The 18,859-nt window shown below is 49.7% G+C and carries 15 protein-coding genes; 3 read left to right on the forward strand and 12 right to left on the reverse strand.

What is annotated here, in order from left to right:
* Positions 1-203: 203 nt before the first annotated feature.
* Both GOV45_RS22435 and GOV45_RS22440 read right to left on the reverse strand, forming a co-directional pair.
* Positions 204-737 (reverse strand): DUF3299 domain-containing protein, encoded by a 534-nt coding sequence (locus GOV45_RS22435; protein WP_170482529.1) that lies wholly within the window; start codon positions 735-737, stop codon positions 204-206.
* Positions 727-1,995, reverse strand: coding sequence for an agmatinase family protein (locus GOV45_RS22440; protein ID WP_170482532.1), 1,269 nt, complete (start codon positions 1,993-1,995; stop codon positions 727-729). Before GOV45_RS22440 ends, GOV45_RS22435 begins: the two co-directional genes overlap by 11 nt.
* A gap of 575 nt (positions 1,996-2,570) precedes the next feature.
* Between GOV45_RS22440 and GOV45_RS22445 the strand changes: the two genes are divergently transcribed.
* The gene (locus GOV45_RS22445) at positions 2,571-3,071 is read left to right on the forward strand and encodes a hypothetical protein (RefSeq protein WP_170482535.1); all 501 of its coding nucleotides are present in this window, start codon (positions 2,571-2,573) and stop codon (positions 3,069-3,071) included.
* Positions 3,072-3,081: 10 nt separating this feature from the next.
* On the opposite strand, the gene GOV45_RS22450 is transcribed toward GOV45_RS22445, so the two are convergent.
* The gene (locus tag GOV45_RS22450) at positions 3,082-5,826 is read right to left on the reverse strand and encodes an AsmA family protein (protein WP_170482538.1); all 2,745 of its coding nucleotides are present in this window, start codon (positions 5,824-5,826) and stop codon (positions 3,082-3,084) included.
* Between the two features lie 867 nt (positions 5,827-6,693).
* On the opposite strand from GOV45_RS22450, the gene GOV45_RS22455 reads away from it, so the two are divergent.
* The gene (locus GOV45_RS22455) at positions 6,694-7,641 is read left to right on the forward strand and encodes an AraC family transcriptional regulator (protein WP_302478497.1); all 948 of its coding nucleotides are present in this window, start codon (positions 6,694-6,696) and stop codon (positions 7,639-7,641) included.
* A 63-nt stretch (positions 7,642-7,704) separates the two neighbouring features.
* On the opposite strand, the gene GOV45_RS22460 is transcribed toward GOV45_RS22455, so the two are convergent.
* The 6 genes from GOV45_RS22460 to GOV45_RS22485 all read right to left on the reverse strand — a co-directional run bounded on the left by GOV45_RS22460 (position 7,705) and on the right by GOV45_RS22485 (position 13,806).
* Entirely contained in the window at positions 7,705-8,220 is a 516-nt protein-coding gene (locus GOV45_RS22460) for a hypothetical protein (RefSeq protein ID WP_170482545.1), read from the reverse strand.
* Between the two features lie 230 nt (positions 8,221-8,450).
* Complete coding sequence (locus tag GOV45_RS22465) at positions 8,451-9,341, reverse strand: hypothetical protein (protein WP_170482548.1); 891 nt, start codon at positions 9,339-9,341, stop codon at positions 8,451-8,453.
* Positions 9,342-9,428: 87 nt separating this feature from the next.
* Entirely contained in the window at positions 9,429-10,355 is a 927-nt protein-coding gene (locus tag GOV45_RS22470; protein WP_170482551.1) for a SphA family protein, read from the reverse strand.
* A 218-nt stretch (positions 10,356-10,573) separates the two neighbouring features.
* Positions 10,574-11,272 carry a GAP family protein gene (locus tag GOV45_RS22475; RefSeq protein ID WP_170482554.1) on the reverse strand — a complete coding sequence of 233 codons (699 nt, stop codon included), beginning with the start codon at positions 11,270-11,272 and terminating at the stop codon, positions 10,574-10,576.
* Positions 11,273-11,479: 207 nt separating this feature from the next.
* Entirely contained in the window at positions 11,480-12,037 is a 558-nt protein-coding gene (locus GOV45_RS22480; protein WP_170482558.1) for a hypothetical protein, read from the reverse strand.
* Between the two features lie 44 nt (positions 12,038-12,081).
* Positions 12,082-13,806 (reverse strand): amidohydrolase, encoded by a 1,725-nt coding sequence (locus tag GOV45_RS22485; protein WP_170482560.1) that lies wholly within the window; start codon positions 13,804-13,806, stop codon positions 12,082-12,084.
* A gap of 400 nt (positions 13,807-14,206) precedes the next feature.
* Between GOV45_RS22485 and GOV45_RS22490 the strand changes: the two genes are divergently transcribed.
* Positions 14,207-14,659, forward strand: coding sequence for a hypothetical protein (locus GOV45_RS22490; RefSeq protein WP_170482563.1), 453 nt, complete (start codon positions 14,207-14,209; stop codon positions 14,657-14,659).
* 143 nt (positions 14,660-14,802) lie between these two features.
* Here the strand turns inward: GOV45_RS22490 and GOV45_RS22495 are convergent, their stop codons facing one another.
* From GOV45_RS22495 to GOV45_RS22505, 3 genes are all read right to left on the reverse strand, one after another.
* Positions 14,803-15,297 (reverse strand): hypothetical protein, encoded by a 495-nt coding sequence (locus GOV45_RS22495; RefSeq protein ID WP_170482565.1) that lies wholly within the window; start codon positions 15,295-15,297, stop codon positions 14,803-14,805.
* Positions 15,298-15,623: 326 nt separating this feature from the next.
* Positions 15,624-16,895 carry a mechanosensitive ion channel family protein gene (locus GOV45_RS22500; RefSeq protein WP_170482568.1) on the reverse strand — a complete coding sequence of 424 codons (1,272 nt, stop codon included), beginning with the start codon at positions 16,893-16,895 and terminating at the stop codon, positions 15,624-15,626.
* Between the two features lie 166 nt (positions 16,896-17,061).
* Entirely contained in the window at positions 17,062-18,609 is a 1,548-nt protein-coding gene (locus tag GOV45_RS22505) for a hypothetical protein (RefSeq protein ID WP_170482571.1), read from the reverse strand.
* Positions 18,610-18,859: the final 250 nt, after the last annotated feature.

Below are 18,859 nucleotides of genomic sequence, written 5' to 3' on the forward strand. Positions count from 1 at the left end.
AGTCTTTCATTTTAACGCGCAAATAACCACAAACGCGGAAAAACAGTCGTTCGTTCATCTTGCAGCATCAGTCAAGTTGAGCGCGAAACCGTAAAGCTCGAAATTTACGAAGGCATGACCGCACCGAGCCCCTTGCGGACATTTAGGTGCAGCGAACGTCCGAATACAGTCCAAAGCGGTTTTGTATATTCTGGCGGAATGCTTCACTCGGCAGCTGTAACGTCAGGAATGTTTGCTGCAATTACTTCTGAAGCTTCTATCCAGTAGATTGAAGGCGCGAGTTCGCTCTGAGTTTGGCGGATGAAAATTCTCCCTGTGACCCAAACGGGATCCGCCGTTATGTCGACGCCTTCAGGATACTTAACAGAAATAACCTGATCGGGAAGAGGTACGGTTGGATGTCGGCAGGTCTGAGACAGCGGAGGTATCAAAAGAAAGCTTTTTACGTCTTTGAACTCGAACTCAAGCGGGTGAGCGTAGCCAGCTATCCGAACAAGATCTCCCTCCAATTTAGAATTCCCGGGTACGCACTCTGCAATCTGCATAGACAGCATGCGATCACTCCAGTCTCTCGGCAGGCAACCTGGGTTTGATAGGTAATCATCCAAGAAATCAAAGCACTCAGCAAGGCGCTCTTCTCGAAGATAAGACCACGAAATCTCCTGTGGTTCGGAGTGCGCTGCCAAAGCGGTTAGGACAACCAGAAAGACTGAACAGCCCGAAAGTCTAATTGTCATTCTGACCGTGCGAAACAGTGAGCGGGCTCTTGTAATCCGGTTCGATCAAACCTTGTTTGCGCATCGCAATGCCGGTCAGGCACTCCCTGATGGTTCGGTTGGCATTCAAAGCGGAAACGTAAGTCGGGTCCATTAACGGAGCAAGCTCAACAATTTCGAACCCAATTACATTTGACTCGGCGCAGAGACGACGAATTATCGGAAAAACCTCTCGAGGCATCAGCCCACCAGGCTCGGGTGTTCCCGTTCCTGGTACGAATGCCGGGTCAAAGGTGTCGATGTCGAAAGATATATAGATATACTCCGGCCCGTCATTTGCCTCGGCAATGACGTCTTCCATAACAGCGTCCCAGCCGCGTTCTTCGATCTCAGCCATGGTATGATAGCGGAACCCATTCATACGCATCCACTCAAATGCTTTTTCGTCTGGATAATATCCGCGCAACGCGACTTGAATAAAGTTTTTACCCTCGACCAAGTCTTCTTCGATCAACCTGAAAACAGGCATGCCATGATTGATCAGGTGTCCAAAGCCATATTTTCCGGCATCGTAATGTGCATCGAAATGAACGACACCCACATTACCCTTTCCATAAACGTCCGTCATCGCAGCAACATTTGGGTACATCAATGAATGATCGCCACCAACGATAAAGGGTATCACATGGCTACCGTCAGCGTGTTTCACCGCTGCTGCTTGGCCGACAAAAGAACGGACCGCATGAATTGTTCGCTCAGTGCTCATCATGTCATTGGGGGCATTTCCGTAATCGACGACTGTCATGTCTTGCAACGGATCAACCATGACGTGCATATGCGGCTGCCGCGCCCCATAGCCGAGATACATTGAGGAGTTACGAACCGCATTCGGACCGCGCGACGCCCCGCGTGCGCCGGTCCCCATGTCGGTAAAGGCACCCATGATGGCGACGTCGACTTCAGCAGCGGCCAGATCGCCAGGCGTGAATGCTAACGGTTGGTGTAAAAACGTTGGGAGTTGCATATAGCCCTGACCAGGGAAACGCTGAGGGTCAACAATACCGGGTTCTCGTCCTTCACGCTCTCCTTCAAAACTCGGCAAAGGCATGCGCCATGCATTATAAGTTGGATCTTCAGTGTCCAAGGGGATCACGGGTTGTTCACCCTCACGGATCGGTGCCTGGGTACCTTCAAATTCATGGCCATAAAATTGAGCGTTCGCGGTACCAGCAAAAACAACGGACAGGATGGCGAGGCCGGAATGGAGCCCATGAAACATCTGAAGTCCCTCCTCAAATTTTTTGCAGAACCAATACTATTGTCGAAATCGTGGTTTAAAGCAAGTTTCTACGCATTTGACGCAATGGTATCTTAACGCTGAATCCTAGGACGTGTTGTTAGTCCGTTTTTGTTTCAGCTTATCCGGAATTCGCTCTGTAAACTGACGGCTTTGTCAGCAAGCCGGTCGTAGCCAAGATTTGGGAGAGCGACCGCTTTCGGTGAGAGCGGTCGTTCCTGGTCGAAAGTTCGAGTTTTCTGGGTTGAACGTCCGCTCAAAGCTGCTAATCGGTCATCTGAGTAAGTCCGTCAGGTGACTGCGTTGAGCCCAAACGCACCAATGCTGCGCGATGCCCCAATTACAGCAATGCGCAGAAAGCGGACTTTGCAAAGCGCAGCAAACTGCTCAAACCGGGCATTCCTTCCAATAGTAGCGTATGCGACTATGAGCAGGAAGCAGACTTCACGGTTGCGCTCCGACAACTTGGGTCCTGATGAAGCTTTTTCTGTATCGTTTGATTGATCTTTCTTGATCGATAGGATGGGCTAACCTTCAAAACAGTTCTGAGGTCCCAAATGTACAGGTATGTTCTGACAACAATGGCTTTGTGTTGTGCAAGCGTTCTTCATGCCGCTGGTATGGAACGGTGGGGTGAATCCGGGGACTGGACAATCCTGATTGATCCCGAAAAGGGCAACGGCTGTCTTGCGTGGAAGCCCTTTGAAAACGACATGACCGTTGAAATCGGCGCGGCACCCAATCAGGCCGGCGGCTTCTTTGCCGCCTTTTATCCAGCATGGGTGCAGATTGAGGACGGTGCGACGGGTATCGTGAAGTTCGACTTTGGTGATGCCCAATTCGAAGGCGAAGCGGTTGGTGTCTTCAAGAATGGTGTCCCCGGAGGCTATGCCTTTTTCGACAACCCTGCGTTTGTAACCGAGTTTGGAAAACGCCAGAGTGTCACAATTATTGGTGAAAGTGGGGCCGACGTTGAACTCGATCTCAGCGGGTCTGCAAAAGCCATTGAAGCCGTTCTGGCGTGTCAGGCCGAACAGCCGGAACCACTGAAAAACTAGGTAACCCTGACTATTGCAATTGATTGATGTCTGGCACGCAGGTTTGCCTGTCGGCAGGCATAGCATCAGCGCCTTCTGGAGCCTTGTTTCTGGACCCGCCCACATCCAGCTTGAACTTTGGCGACGAAAGCTGGCCAGTCACATCAAAGGGCCAGGCGCTTCGAGATAGGGGTTTGCCAACGCGACGGGGCTCTACTCTGATCGCTATGCTATCGTTCAGCCAGTCCACTTGTCCCCTGGCCACCAATTGAACCGATCCCGTTTCAATGACAATGGAGTTTGAACTGACTTGCCCGGCTTGGATATCAACCGGGGCAACCAAGCACGTGATGTCGGTATAGCCTTGTCTGAACTCTTCTGAAAAGAGCCAGGGGAAAATACCTAGCCCGGCCAACTCCAGTAGACTGGTACTAATGTAACCCTGCGACATCGACAAAGACGCTTTGCCGCGCATGGAGTTGATGAAGGCCTTGCCCGAGGTGGTAATGCCAGAGACGTTGAACTCCGCGCTCAAACGTCCATAGGCCTCAATACCAATACCCAACTCATCAAGGATCTCACCGAATTCCCATCCCGAGGTCGATCCCGACAAGGAAAACCAATCGGGTGAGTCAATCAGATCCATGACCGCCCGAAAGCTGAAGTTTCCGCCGCCATAGGCCATTTGAAGAGGACCAAAATCCACTGTTCCGTCTTTTGCAGACAACTGGCTTGAAACAGACGTTACACCTTGTTGGCCCACAATCTCCTTGAAGTCGATCTGCACCTCGACATCAGCCTCTTTCAGTACACGTTGCACATCCAGAAGATCGGCAGGTTTCCCTTTCTCCTTTGGCAACACCAGGGGCTGAACGTCTGTCTCCTTCGGCAGAACCAAGGGCTGAACTTCGGCGTCAGGTTCTTTTGAGGCCTCGCCCACCAAGCTTTTCAGTTGGTCCAACACGGCAGTCAGGTTCTTCAGGTCGTTGAGATCGAGCCTTTCGCTCGTGATGTTGCCCCGAACAACAGTAGCACCCTCGGGGAAATTTGCGTCCAAAGCCGCAAGAAGCTGCGAAGACCCGGCTTCGAACTGGATTGCGGCATCAAAGTCCTCGCCCTGTTTGGAGGTTTCAGCCTCGATAGCCAGTGCTCCGATCTCGACAGGTTGCAAGTTGAGCGCGGTCAGAAACTCGGCGCTGTCGTCGACGTCCAATTCCACGTCGAAATCGAGACCAGCCAGCCCTTTGAGCTCGTTGACAGATAGTGCGAGATCGAGCGCCCAGAGATCGGTGCCGTAGGTGGTCGCGTTAAACCTGTTGAGTGAAACCGGCCCACCCGCATTGGATATGTTGAAATCGGCTTTGATGCCGCCGAACTGGTCGACATAGCCTTCATCGAGGTCGGGCAAAATCAACTTGGCGGGCCCGTCGAGCTCACCATCGAAAGTTACGTCCTGAAGCTGAAGCAGATCGAGGATATCACCTTCGGCTTTCAGGATCGGTTCCTCAATTGGCCCAGCTTGCAGCGCGATGCCCAGCATGGCGAGCCGGCCGTCTGGCATGCGGCGAATACTTTCGATTGAGGCTGGGCCGATTACGTCCAGCCCCTGGTCAAATGCATTGGTTTGGAACTGCAACTTTTCAAATTCGAAGGAAGCCAGGGATCCGACCATATGCATTTCAAGACCCGTAAATTTAAGTTCCTGGATACTCTTTGCTGCTTGAGGCGGTTGTCCTTCGGGATGAAGCCGCGCGTTGAAAAGCAGATCAACGCCCTGAGCGGTGTAAAGGTCATCTATTGCGCCCTCAGCTTCGAGTATCTGCCCATCTTCCAGGCTTACGGTGGTTGTAAACGCCTCGATCTTCAGAGCGTCCTGAGATACGAGTTCTGCTTGCAACTGACCATTGCCTTCCAGAACGCGTTCCAGCCCGATGACGTCTAGAAAATCACCGAATTCACCTGTGTCCATTTCCAAGACAGCCCGATAGCCACCCCCTTCGTCTTCCGAGAACGGCTCGCCATCGTAGCTTACGGTCATTTCGCCAAAACTGGCTCGCGTCGTAAATGGCGCGTCATGGGGGTAATCGCCTTCGATTTCGAAACCCTGACCGTTGACGGAGCCGGAACCGGAGACCTTCGTTCTTTGTCCATTATCCACTTGTTCGAGCGCGAGTGACTGAAGGTCAAACTCAAACGCAAAACCTGAAACTTGATTGTCTATCCTTAGCCCGATTGACGTGAAACTGACGTTCTTGTCGCTCAAGAAGTTCAGGATCCCACTGCTTTCGGTGTCGCTCTCATTGATACTATCAGCTTTAGCGACGTCTTTTTGATCATCCGCTGATACAGTTTTCTCGGACACGGGCTTGGGCGTTGGCCTGTCTTTTCGCCAGCTTGTTGTGCCGTCTTCGGCTGTAAGAATATTTGCTTGGAGGCCTTCCACGACGAGATTGTCAAAGTGCAGGCGTCCGTTGGTCAAAGCGGCAATGTCCAGCTCCAGTTCCAGCAGGTTCAATTCCACAAGAGCTGAATCCGGCATTGTCTGGCTCGGGATGACCACCCCACCGACGTAGATGTGACTAATGCGTCCAAGCGCGACGCTTACATCATTGTTGACCAAAAGGGGCCGACCAATTTGTTCCGAAAGAACTCTTTCTACAAGGCCGCGCCGCATGTCCGAGAACATCGGAGCGGCAAGCAACAACCAGACAAAAGCGACAGTTGTGAAAGCGAGAATTGCGACAAGCCAAATTATTCTAATTAGCCAAACCCTCATGCGCTCCCCTATCGTCGCTTTCGCCGTTCAATCTTTCACGAGCAGATATTCAGCCCACCAAACTGAACGCTCGTTGTGAACCATATTCTGGTCAATTGGGCTGTGTCACTAATCGTCTTCGGTAGCCCCTCCAGTCGCCTTGATCCTTCCCATCAATACACGTTCCCTATTGGTCGAAACCTTTTCGGAAGTCTGGATTGGTCCAAAAGTCTGAACGTCATCGACCTCTAAAGGGTCTTGTCAGAAGAACTTGGCTTGAGCAGGGCAAGCTGACACGCACCGCCGCTCTTAACGAGTGGCGCGAACTTGGCGCGGGATAAAGGACAGCCTCACTGGCCTAACAGAGACGAGTTCGAATTCGTCTGACAGCACCCTGATGCCACCCCGACATCTGAAGTCGGTTTGTGCGAGCATTGTATTCCCAGCATGGGTCTTGGGTCGGAAAACGCACGGTGGAGCAATGGTACGAGCTTGAACTTAGCGCTGATCAAATCCTTTCAAATGTAAACAAGGAGATTACCAGAAAGGGCGATAAAGCAATAATATCTTGGCAGTATTTTGATCGAGTCTTTCTAAGTTTCGCTGAACAAAAAGTTACCGTGCATGGAGCTTCCAGTCGGCAACCAATACGCGCTTATGAAATTGAAACATCGGGAAGTGAGGGAAACTACTGCTTGCCTTAAGCTCGTTGCAAAATGTTCTATCAAAACAGATGATCGTGAGTACTTTACAAAGTGACTCGCAGCCCGTCGTTAGATATCGTTTTAAGGATAATCCCGCGTCAAAACCACTGCGTATTATAGGAATAGCTAGATGGGTGTCGACAACACTTGGTTACGGCATTTTGCCCAAATGCTCGCGGAGCGTATGGAAGATACAAGTGAATTTGAGGAAGTCTTAAAAGACGCGGGTTTGACGCGAGGCGACTTGAAAGAAACCACCCGCGAGATTGACCCAATCAAGGAAGGTCAATTTATTCGCTTGGCTTGTGATCAGTTAAAAGACCGAGCCTTCGCAACAATAGCCGGTTTGGCATTTAACAAGCCTCGCGACATAGTTTGGTATATCTCAAAGTATTCACAGAACCTCAAAGAAGCTATTGTAAATGCTTCACTTTACGGTGCTTTAGTTGATGAAAGCATTGAATACAGTCTTGTCGAGTCAGGAAACCACGCTTCGCTGAGTATGCAAATTATCAACGGCGAGCTCAGCAGGTATCATAGACGTACCGAGTTTCTATTGTTCTCGACGATTTCATTGATGCGCATTGTTACGAATACTCAACTTCACCCCCTGGAAGTTCGGTTCAAACATTCTGTTAAGTCTTCAGCATCCGCAATGAAAAAGGCGGCGGGCTGCACGATATCTTATGGTTCCGAAGGAAATGAAATCATCCTATCGCATGCGTCGCTAGACCTCCCAATCCCAAGCTATGACCCGGCACTCAGAAACCATCTGATGGACTACGGAAATAACCTATTGAGCGCACGTGTCGAGCATTCACCTGGGATAAGCAGTAAGGTTGAAGTCCAGATACTAAACAAGCTCCCGGGGCGAATTTTGACCGCGCAGGAGGTTGCGACAAACCTTGGGCTCAGTACGCGTTCGCTCTCGCGACGCCTCAGTGAGGAAGGCCTGAGTTTTCGTGATATTGTGAAAAACATCAGGTGCGATCTTGCGAAGACCTATCTCAAGGACGGGTTCGGTATCGGAGAAGTTGCATTCTACCTGGATTTTGCCGACCAGCCCGCATTCTCCACTGCATTTAAGCGTTGGACAGGTTTAACACCGCGTGAATTTCAAAGCCAAAGCTGAGCCTACCCACACCTGACTTCAGCGTGGACTGTTTAACCTCACCTGAGATACGCCGCGGCAATATTAGTGCGCTACAGAAGAAATTTGGGTGACTACGCAATCTGCAATCCGAGGCGCTTTCCACAACACAAGCTCGGTTGGCTCACCTTCATCAAGAACAATTGCGACCGCACTTTTTGGGACTCTGGTTTCAAGAATGATCTGAGTTTTGGCTGACAATCCATGACATCCAATTGCATAGTCCACTGCTAAACCAAAGTTTGTGGTCCAAGACAATCCAACTTCTTTTCCCAAACTTTGGCCGCGATAAACGGAGATTTCTTTGGGCAGCAGGAGCCACTCTGTCGTTGGAATCCAACGCGACTTCCGTTTTTCTACACCCATTGCGTGAACAAACATGGTGTGGTCAATTTTTTCGAACCCACCCCATAATCCCCGTAATAAAGGCCAGAAATCTGCGCTCGAGATTTCATTCTCCAGCAGCATTTCGACAACTGCATCTGCCCGTTGATCGGCTTCGTAATGCCTGTTCAAGTGCATGTTGATTACTTCGACTGCACTGAGTGCTTCGGTCTTCATGACTGACGCTCCAATTCTATCTCTGTAACTTGCAAAGCATCTTGTTTGGTGTGTCATTCAATATTGGGTGGGATTTTCTTTTCACTCATTCGAACTTCAGCCAAAGGCTTTCTTTTTTCAGCCAAAGGGAGGCGATACTGTTCAAATTCATGAGTGACCTAGGTTTGGCTGCAGTAGTTTCTTTCCAACGGTGACTTTGGATTATGGCCAGATATTCTTTGCTTGCAGTACTAAAAGCTGAGACCAAGACCTATAGAAAACCCGTCAAAATTTTCTGCCACCACACCGTTCAGCATTATTCGCCCAGCTTTAACCACAGGGACACCAATTCGACTTGTGTCAAACTCGACACCAACGCCTGCGGTTGCCAGCCAATCCGTATCTAGAACGTCAGCGGCATCTCCGTGGTAATACACCAAGCCTGCATCCAGCACGAGCTGGGTCGGCAGATTGAAGAATTTCATATTCTTCAACGGATAGCGATGGCGCAAAAAAAAAGTCGTCTGGTTGGAATTTGCCTTGGCGTCCCCAGCTTGAGGTTCATCAATTGGGTGAAACTCAAGGAATGTTTGGCGCAATCGGTATTCAGCCTGCCAGGGACCATATTTGGCTTCCCGATAGACTCCGACAGACGCTCCGACGCCTAGTGCATTCAAATCGCCATCAATTGGTTTAGTTGATCCTGAACTGACAGGAAAAATTGGGAAGTCTATGATCGACGCGTCTGCCGTAACATGGCCGAGCGACAAATGCCCGACAGGACGAACATGCCAGTCATTGCCCAAAGGAAACTCCCAGCCTATTCCAAGGGTGGCCGCAACGCTCGCCCAAGTAACGTCCACGTCAACGCCGGGTGTGATTTCGGGGAAGAAAACAACCGGATTATATACCTGGTATGCCACCAGCCCTTCAAGATAGAGACCGTTTCCAAATGGATGAAAGCCACCCCGAAGCTGCGTTGACCGCAGACTGTTTGTGTCACCTGATGCCCGTAAAAAAGAAAAGGAAGAAAGCGTTTCGTTTGGCGTCGCCGCGATACTTAATACTGACAATGCTGCGCGTGCGGCCGCCTCTGAGGCATCCGGATCAAGGGTTTGTGCCGTCGACGTTGAAGTAAACACCAATATCCAAATAACCGAGCAAGCCTGATGCAGTTTCGTTTTTGCGTTAGTGAACGGGTGGCCCATGAAGAGTTAACTTTTCTTTTACTAGAACGCGTAAGCTAACGATAAAAGAGCCGCGAAGCCTTCGGTGGTATTCCGATTGTCAAATTCTTTTCCCAACCTCAGAGCGATTTGAGCGCCGGGTAGTGTCTTAGGCTTCCAGACACCTTCTGCACCGATCAGGTTTATTTCGTACTTTGCAGGATCGCCTCCGGATGTTCCATTTTGTCTTGAAACCTGAAATGAACGGGCCGCCAAAAGTCCCAGATTGAAGCCCTGTGCGACTGCTTTTCCGAAAGCAAATTCCAAAGACAGAACATCGCCGGGCCGTATGTCTGTCGTTTCCTGACGCCCAAATTTCTCGTACCTAGCTTGGAACGTTGCCGCCCAAGGCAGTCTTGCATCCTGCTTCCAAGTTGTACCGGCGAACAGCATATGGCTCCACAAACCTTTGCCGGTGTTCGTAGTTCCTCCTGCTTCAAATTCCCCAGTTGGCGCCCAGAATGTATACGACGCTTGGAAATGCCAGTTCCTTTGATGCCAACCTAGGGCGATAGGCGTCACAACAGTGTCTCCAAGATGATATCCCTGACCCAATCCCGGTTCAGGCCTTAGAACTTGATCTCTGTATGTAAAGACTGCACCCGCAGAATAGTCGGCACCCAAAAGTTTTACGTCACGAAAAACGTAGCGGAAGGTCAGCCGAGCAGCGTTTACAGTCGATGTAGGTGCTCCTATATCATTTCCGCTGTCATCGACGTACGATTGGATATTGTAGTTAATCCATCCGTTTTCGATTACTCTAGTGCCTTGAGGAGGTAGAATAGCAGAGGTTTGCCCTAGGCCAGCCCCCAGCCCATAGTTACCCGCGATAGGAAACTGAGCGGCTGTGGTGCCGCCTGTTAGAGCGGCAATCAAGAACGTCAGCACTCGCAATATCACTGAAAAGCCTTCCGGTAACCTTACAAACATTTAGTTCTCCTTTTGAATTAACGCATTGGCGGGTTGCCAGTCTTAGTAAGTGCCGGAAGAGCTTGCGTTGTCTTGATAGCCGAGCACCGCACACGAGCTTCTGGGTGTTCAGCAAACGCTTTTACCAAGTCGATACAACTGCATTCTTTACCAAAAGATCTCCCTTGGGGCGAAGTCTTTCAAATGCAACATCCCGTTTGTGAACGGAAAGATAGACATCAGACCAAACCAGTGCCAGTGAGAAAGAACTTGATTGCGTCAGCCACGAATGCCAGTCCCAAGACACCGAACAATAGCGGGACAAACCATGATGCAGTGGCACTTATGAACTGATTTAGCGCTTTCAATTTTTCCACGACCGACTTTCCCATTAGGGCATATCCAAGCGGGATAAGCATAAACGGAAGTGCATAAAATAGGTTGTAGACCAACAAGCCCAAGGGTTTAGACGCTACATTGAACCGGAACATCTCGTTGATGAAACCGAAATACGGTACAGCAAACGGCATACCTACAACACAGAGTGTTGCCCCCATCATGAAAGATGGAAGCACACCTTCTTTATGCTGGTTAACCTCAGATCTGGCAGACTGTTTTTCCATTTCGGCACTTGTGCTGACCCTTACAGCGAGGGCAAGCAAGACTAACCCGAGAACAAAACCAATGATGAAATTGATACGTGTCGGGTCCACGAAACCTTTTACAACAAAATCCACCACTGGAGTCAGAAGTTCCGCAAGCCCGTAGACGATCAAAATACCCATCACAAAGTATGCAAACGTATGACCTAAGATAAGTGCGAAGCTATTTGCAATTGGTCGGTTTCCGGTAAGAGCAAGCGCAGTTGCGGCGAGTAGAACAGGGCTAATTACGTCAACCAACAAAATAGGTATCCCGACAACCCAAATGTCACCCATCAACAGCCACTTACACTCATTTACACTGTATTCCAGATGACTGCCCAAGCCCCAGCTCAAGACTCATCGAAAATTCCTCGAGGCACCAAAACGCACGGGTATGAAGCGTTTCTCGTGGGTCAAAACTCTTGCCGATTCTACCCCTAGCTCGCAACATTCCTACAGCTTTCGAATACGTCATGAGAAACCAGACAAGTTAAAGCAACTTCAAGGCTTAAATGAAACCTTAGACACCCCACCAAAGACCTCTGACAGCGTTTCACCAGCTTGAGATTGAGAAATGACCAAGAGCTCGTTTTCTAACATTGAATCAAAGTCGAGATCGTGCCGCCAACCTGAATATAGAACGTTTACTGTTGTAGTAACGTCGTAGTCCGAGATCGTTTTGAGCTCAGCGGCAGTAAAAATTTCGGGTGCCCGATCTCCACTGTGAAAGCGAATGGCCGCAACTTCGATTGCAAGCAGGACAGTGAGTTTTTCACCCTGCTCTAAATTGGCAGAAATCGACGGCGCTATTTCCTGGGCGAGCCTGTCCAGGGACTTAACAGACCACGCATGATACGAAACGCCGGGTCTTTTGATATATGGTCTCGCTTGAACAAGACCCGACGTACGCGCTTCCAAGTCGGCAGTGAACGCCGCCTTCGCTTCTGGGTGGCGCTCAAAAAGCATAGCCCATTGGATTGGGTTGCCGCACGCAATTCCCTGTCCCGCCAAAGCAACCGTCAATCCCGTTGCAATTACTACTCTTTGAAGGGACTTCATGGCAGTTCTCCATTTTAGAGTGGATGCCTAGATCCATGGACCAGTCACTGCTTGGTGTGATCCCAAGTCACTTGACCATCCATAATAGTGTAAAGAATTTCGACTTCAGAAATATCGTTCGGATCAATCTCGTAGAGGTTTTCACTAATGACCACGAGGTCCGCCTTTTTGCCAACTTCCAAGCTGCCGATCTCGTCGCCCATACCCATACCACGCGCTGCATTTATCGTATGGGCGTTGAGCGCTTGATCGACGGTCAGTCGTGCTTCTTCGCCGCCGAGTGGGGGGACATCCTTGCGTCCGTCAAGCTGTCGGAGAACAGCCGCTTCGATTGCTGACAGTGGCCGATATTCCGAAAGATATCCGGAGACAGGCCAGTCAGAGCCCAGCGAAAAAGAGCCGCCCGCGGCTATGACGCTTACTGCTGGGTATGCGTTGTCCCGTCGTTCCTCGCCCACGCGGGCCAGCGCGATGGATTGCATCAGTGGATCCAAGCTCATCCAAGCGCCTGTCGAGTCGTATGTGACCCCTAACTCGCCGAAACGGGCATAGTCATCTGGATGAACATACGTGCCGTGTGTGATCTTGTGGCTGCGTTCGCGCAGTGGGTTGACCTGGATAGCAGTCTCCACGGCATCAAGAAGCTTTCGCACCGCAAGGTCGCCGAAACAATGGCAAGTCACGTCAATCCCCGCGGCGTCCGCGCGCACCACTGCATCTTCTAGAACGTCGTAGGGAATGATGGGTTCTGGGACCCTGTCCGGTTCATCGACATAAGGATCGAGCATAAGCGCGGTCCACTTGTCGTCACCACCATCGAGGTTAATCTTGAGGTAATTTGCCCGTACGAGGTTGGAGTTGTAGTTCTCGCGCAACTCCATCGTGCCTGGCAATGGGTCAATCGTACCGTCATTCCAGTAATAAGACCCAATGACGCGAATTGGCAGTTTTTCCTCTTGTTCAAAGGCCTGCAACATCTGGAAGCCTTCGTCCTGCCCAAGACCTTGAATACCGTGGTCATGAACGGTTGTGATGCCTGATGCCGCAAAACGGCCCATCCACATTTCTACACCTTTGGCAATAAATGCCGGATCAATATCGAGAAGCGCGGACAGAACTTGCAACTGAGCCGGGACCTCGACGATCCAGCCTGTGGGATTACCCTCATCGTCACGTTCAAAGAATGCATAACCTGGAACAGTGTCGGGCGTATCCTTATTGACCCCGGCCATTTCAAGAGCTTTAGAGTTGACCCAAGCTGCATGTCCGTCAATTGCCCAGAAAAACATAGGCCGCTCGGATTCAATTTCGTCCAGCATCGCAGCTGTTGGGTTGCCATCCGTCCAAGGATTAAATCGAACCCCAAAGCCAAGGATCAGATCATCGTCATTGTTCTCGACCTCGTTTCGGATACGCGCGAACAATTCATCCTTATCGTCTGTCTGTAGATCAACGCCCAACATGATGAGCCCACCCGCGGCAGCGTGTATATGACCATCCACGAACCCTGGTAGCACCATAGCCCCGCCTAGGTCGATAACTTCCGTTCCTAGCCCAATGACATTTGGAAGACCGTCGGCGCTTCCAACATACACGATTTCACCATCTTCAATACCAATGGCTTGAGCGACAGATCCTGCTTCGTCCATAGTGTGGATCTGACCAATGATTAGAGCATAATCCGCAGTTGGGTTCTCTCGACCGGTTTGCGCGTGTGAAGCGGCGGCGAAAGTGGCCAAAAAACTTATTGCTATCATCGTCTGTTTCACAATGCACACTCCTAACACAGCAAGTCTCATAGATCATGAAATATAATATCTGCATGTCAAATAAATTTGGTTGGTGTTTCGGAAGTTGAGCTCCGTGCAAACAGATCGTATGAACCACGTGTACCGAAACACAAATGCCGAGCAGCGCAGAAATTTTGATGAGGGAGTTAAGAAAAGCGGCATTGAGAGTTTACCCCCCAATTCGGCGTATTTTGAGAAATGGCAACCTGTCCCAAGATGCGTGATAGTCTAGAACGTCTTGGACAAATTGCAGCACCAAATGTCCCGATTTTCAAGAGGTTGCTGACTGTATGCTACAGTAGGACTACAGTAGGACACCTGCTGTTTTCACTCGCTCTTTCCCACTTCTGTTTGGTGAAAACTGAAACAGGAGCGAAAGATGTCTCAATTCGAACTTCTGGAAATCTTGAGGGATCAATATCCTTCGACCACCGCAGCCGTACATAACCTTGTACAAAAGGCTTCAGAACTTAGGCTGGCCCGCGAAAATCGAGTCTGGATTGACTTTCACGGGTCCAACAAAGCAACGGTCGCGTTTGAAAACGCAATGTGGGAAGCCTTACTTTGTGCAGCTCGCGAGACCGGAGAAACGAGCGCAGAACGTCTCTTAAAGTTCATGGCAAATTTCTTAGCACAGTTTGCACTGGCTTGCCCTCGGTGGAACAACACTTTGCCCGAAGTTGCGGACCACTTGTTCAATGCCACTGAGCGAGAAGATTCCTTGCTAGTTGACGCTGTTGATCAAGTTAGCGGCGAGCAATTGGTAGTAAGAAGAATAGGCAGAGCGAGGCTTGAAAAACATTCAGGCATTATCTCCAAGAACTCTGGGTAACTAAACTAAAGCAGAACAAAGCAGTAATCGTCCGGCGCAAACTCTCACAAAATGCAGCTTCGGCTTGTCGGGCGATTTCAATCCAATAGGTACAGGTTGTGATGCAAAATAGCCGAGTCACCGACTGAATCCGTCGAGGTGGCTTATTTGTGATACCCAGATCTCGCGCGTTCAAACCTAGACAGCAAATGTGTTACTGCGATAGCTATAACCCAAATCAAGAATGAGCCAAATTTTTCAGCAGCAGCAATTGGCAATACGAGAAATCCGAACAGAACGGATACTAAATCCTGAGCCTGCCATCCATCCGCAAGTAAATCCGGTAGCAACCCGATTAGGCTTCCGCAGGCACCTGTCACCAAAGCGGCCAATAGTCCTCCTGTAACGGCCCAAATCCATCCGCCCAGGCCAGGTCGCCCGAACATGGAAGCGAGCAAGTAGCCCATAACCGCACCGCCCAGCATCATCGCGATAACGTAACGAGCAACAAGTCCCAAGTTCTCCCTAACCCAGTCATCTTGCAAACCATCAGGAAAATCGCGTGAAAAAAACGTGAGAAATAAGCCAGCACCGATCAAAGCCATCATGATTGTAGATGTCAGCCTTGGAGCCTTTTCATTTGAACCAGAGTTCGGCATTTGGTTTTTCCAGTTTGAAGGCCATCAACAAGTTGCTACCACTCTCAAAGTGGGCAAACAATTACCAGGTTGTTTTTCAGCTTTCTTGTGAATTCGCGTCCGACCACGCACCATGCTTCTTTTGACGGTTCAACCTGTCGTACGAAGTTGAGCAAAAAGAGATTTTGTTAACTCAAACGGTGATCTGCTCACTTTCTATCAATCGTTTGAAACCCAAAGCACGCCTTGAATCTCGTGCCCCAATCTCCGATTTGGGAGGCTTCCACATTTGAGGAATTGGCTGATCTTTTTCCGCCGGCGTCTTGCAAAATCAAACCCAGCGCGAGTTAACTGTCAGAAGTGGCCTTATCTTTGGCGTATACGTGAACATCCATCTGCGGAAACGCGATGGAGATGCCTTCATTTTGCAAGCGGGTCTTTCCAATCTCCGTAAGGTCCCACATCACATCCCAATAATCATCGGTGCGCACCCAAGGTCTACAGTAGACGTTCACGGATGACGGACCCAATTCGCCGACAAATATCCTCGTTTCCGGGCTTTTCAGGCATCGTTTGTCTGCTTGAACCATCTCAGCAAGCGTTGCCTTGGCGCGCTCAATATTGTCTGAGTATCCAATTCCGAAAACAAGATCGACACGCCTTACTCGGTACTTAGTAAGGTTCTCCATTGATCCTTGCCATATAGATTGGTTTGGGATTTGTACCAGACGGTTGTCGAAAGTTCTTAGCTTTGTTGAAATCACGTTTACGTCTATGACTGTCCCAATGATTTGATTTATAGATATAATGTCGCCTTTTGAGTAAGGATTTGTTGTTTGAAGCAGAAGTCCGCCAATCACACTTTGAAACAAGTTTTGTAGCATGAATGCCAAAAGGAACCCAAGTCCACCGATAATTGCTGTTGTGACGCCTAGGTTTACGCCAAGCCCCCACAAGGCGACAAACAAACCTATTACAAGAATGCCCCAGCGGAGAACGTTCGGAAAAACCACAGCGGCGATCTCGTTTTCATCGTTTCGGACGCGCAACCACCTGCCAGACACCTTTTTCAGGATCCCTCCGATAAGAAAAGCAGCCGCCATAACTATTATGGCCTGGATAACCCCGCTTAGCGCTCTTACCCCACCCCTGCCTGAAAAAATCCAGTCTTTTGAAAGGTGAAAAATCGCCGGCCATTGGTATGAAAGCAAAAGCTCCGTTACAAAACCTTTGATATACGCTTGGTGTTTTTTCAGATCCTCTTCAGATCCGCCTTTGCGCTCCAACGCGTTAACTACAACCAAATAGTTCTGAAAGTCACCGATGTTTTGGCGGTTTATAGCCTTAATTTGATCAACGAGCTCGGGAACTTGTTCATCCGCCACTTTTTCCAACTGGGTTAAGCCTTCGGCAATTCTCGCGAGGTTGTCTTGAACTCTGCGCTGCCAGATATCTGCTATTTTTTTCAGATCTTCTGCGCCTAACGCAACGACATGCCGCGAGAGGACGTCTTCGTCTACGTTCGCCTCGCTCGCAACAGCAATTGAGTTTTGATACGGATCCGGGTGAGCAACTTGTTGCGCCTTGGCAATACCGAAAAACAGCGAAAAAAAATACAAGGCAGACAATGCCGCAATTTTAGTAAAAATAGAGGTGGGAGTAAGGTTCTTGAGTTGGAAATGAAGCATAGATCTACCCACTTAAATTCTAACGATGTTGGCACAAAATACCGCGACTGTTACAATCGTTACTAAAAATTTCATCCTCGACAAAGCTACGCGGATTTTACATCTCAACAGAACGCAGGCCTTCAGTGCCCTTCCGCAGCATTTCAACAACGCCAGACGCGTATGGGAGATCGTCAAGATACTCGTCGAGCGAAAACCGATTAGTAGGGAAGTCCGATAATGCGTTCTTTGCCAGTTTTACCTCACCCGCCATGCCGTGAATAGCGGCGATCAACAACCAGTCGCTTGCGTGTTCGCGAGCATCAATCCGCCGCACTTTTTCTGAGGCCTTTGCGTAGTCTCCTTCCTGAACATCCTCTAAGCAAAGCGTGAGATTTGTCCAGATTGGCAACAAAGGATTGATTTCCAAAGCCTGCCTTACCAGTTCCGCACCGAGCTTAGTATCACTTACCAGCGCAATCCAAGCGCCAGCCAATGCGACCAGTAAAGAACTGTTAGGATTGGCCTGAATTGCAGCCTCAATCAAACGATTGAAACTTTGGATGTCTCTGGCCAGCAACGCATATATCGCAGCCGCAAATAGAGCCTCCTGACATTGAGGGTCCAGATTCACTGCTTTTTCGGCATGAATTTGCCCATGTCTCATCGCGTCGCTCAGGCGTTTTTGGCCTAAGGCCACTTGCTCTACATATCCTAACGCTAAAAGCGCGTGGGCTAGCCCGCTGGTATCATTGTCCTGAATGGCAGTGCGTGCTAGGTTCATCATTTGCTGTAAGCTGCCCAACCTGGATGTGCGCAGGTGTGCTTGGAAGGCTAGCAAAGCCAGATATGCGCCTTTCCCGGATGTTGCGCGACTTGTGAAATGCACAGCGGCATCCGTGGCGACAACTCCGTAAGCATCGGCTATTTTCACCGCGCATTTCTTTGCTACCTGTTCCTGAAAATCAAAACTGTCCGTGTTGTACGGATCAAAATCGCGCCGATCAGACCACAAAATTGATCCATCACTTGCTCTTTTGAGTTGCACAATCAGACGCAGGCTGGATTGGGCGTCCCTCACTGTACCATCCAGAATATAATCACAATGTGGTATGACTTGCGCCGAGGTTTCGTTCGAATGCGCGTCATCATACCCTGTAAAAACGCGGATATGGGCGAATCGCGCGAGCTCAAGCCCCAGTTCTTCGGGAAAACCTTCGCGAAAAAACTGGGCACGTATCGTGTCTGATCCGGAAAAGGCACAGATGCCCAAAACTGGCCACCCAACACCGTGTGCCAGCGATTGCTTTTGCGGTTTTTCTTTAGCAAAATTTACTTCAAATTGCGGGCGATATTGCCCCTTGGGGATAGCTATACAAACTGGGTCATTGGCCCCTGAAGTCAGATAAAAATAGTTCAGCGCTTTGCGTAATTTAACAGCCTCGATACGGACAATCGGATCCACATTGGGATCAAAGTCTGCACCTCGTCCAAAAACATCCATAGCCAGAGCGGTTCCCCTCAATTCATCGCCGCGCCCTTCAAGCTCACGGTGAACAAGGTGCTCAAGAAACAATTTGGTTCTCGCACTGCCCTCAAAATCTTTGGACGCGACAATGCGTTCCAGCTGCTTCAGGATATCCGCTTTTTCGACGTTTTCTGGCACGGCAATTCTCCTGCATCATCACGTCGTAAAGTTTGCCAATGTAAACTACTGTATAGCAACATGTAATTTCCTCCCGCCAATCCCACCGTATTCCTAACTGAAAGCCATCTTGGAAAATGGGTAAAACCGAAGGAGGCTTTTGATGACGCACAGATGGACAATTGCGGTGATTGTCACCCTTGCGGGGTTGGTAACGGCTGTTTCAAGCGTGTATTCCACGGACAGGTGGCAAGACAAACCAGTTCAAACA

It is taken from the genome of Ruegeria arenilitoris, assembly GCF_013035425.1.
In the GTDB taxonomy this organism is placed as follows: domain Bacteria; phylum Pseudomonadota; class Alphaproteobacteria; order Rhodobacterales; family Rhodobacteraceae; genus Ruegeria; species Ruegeria arenilitoris_A.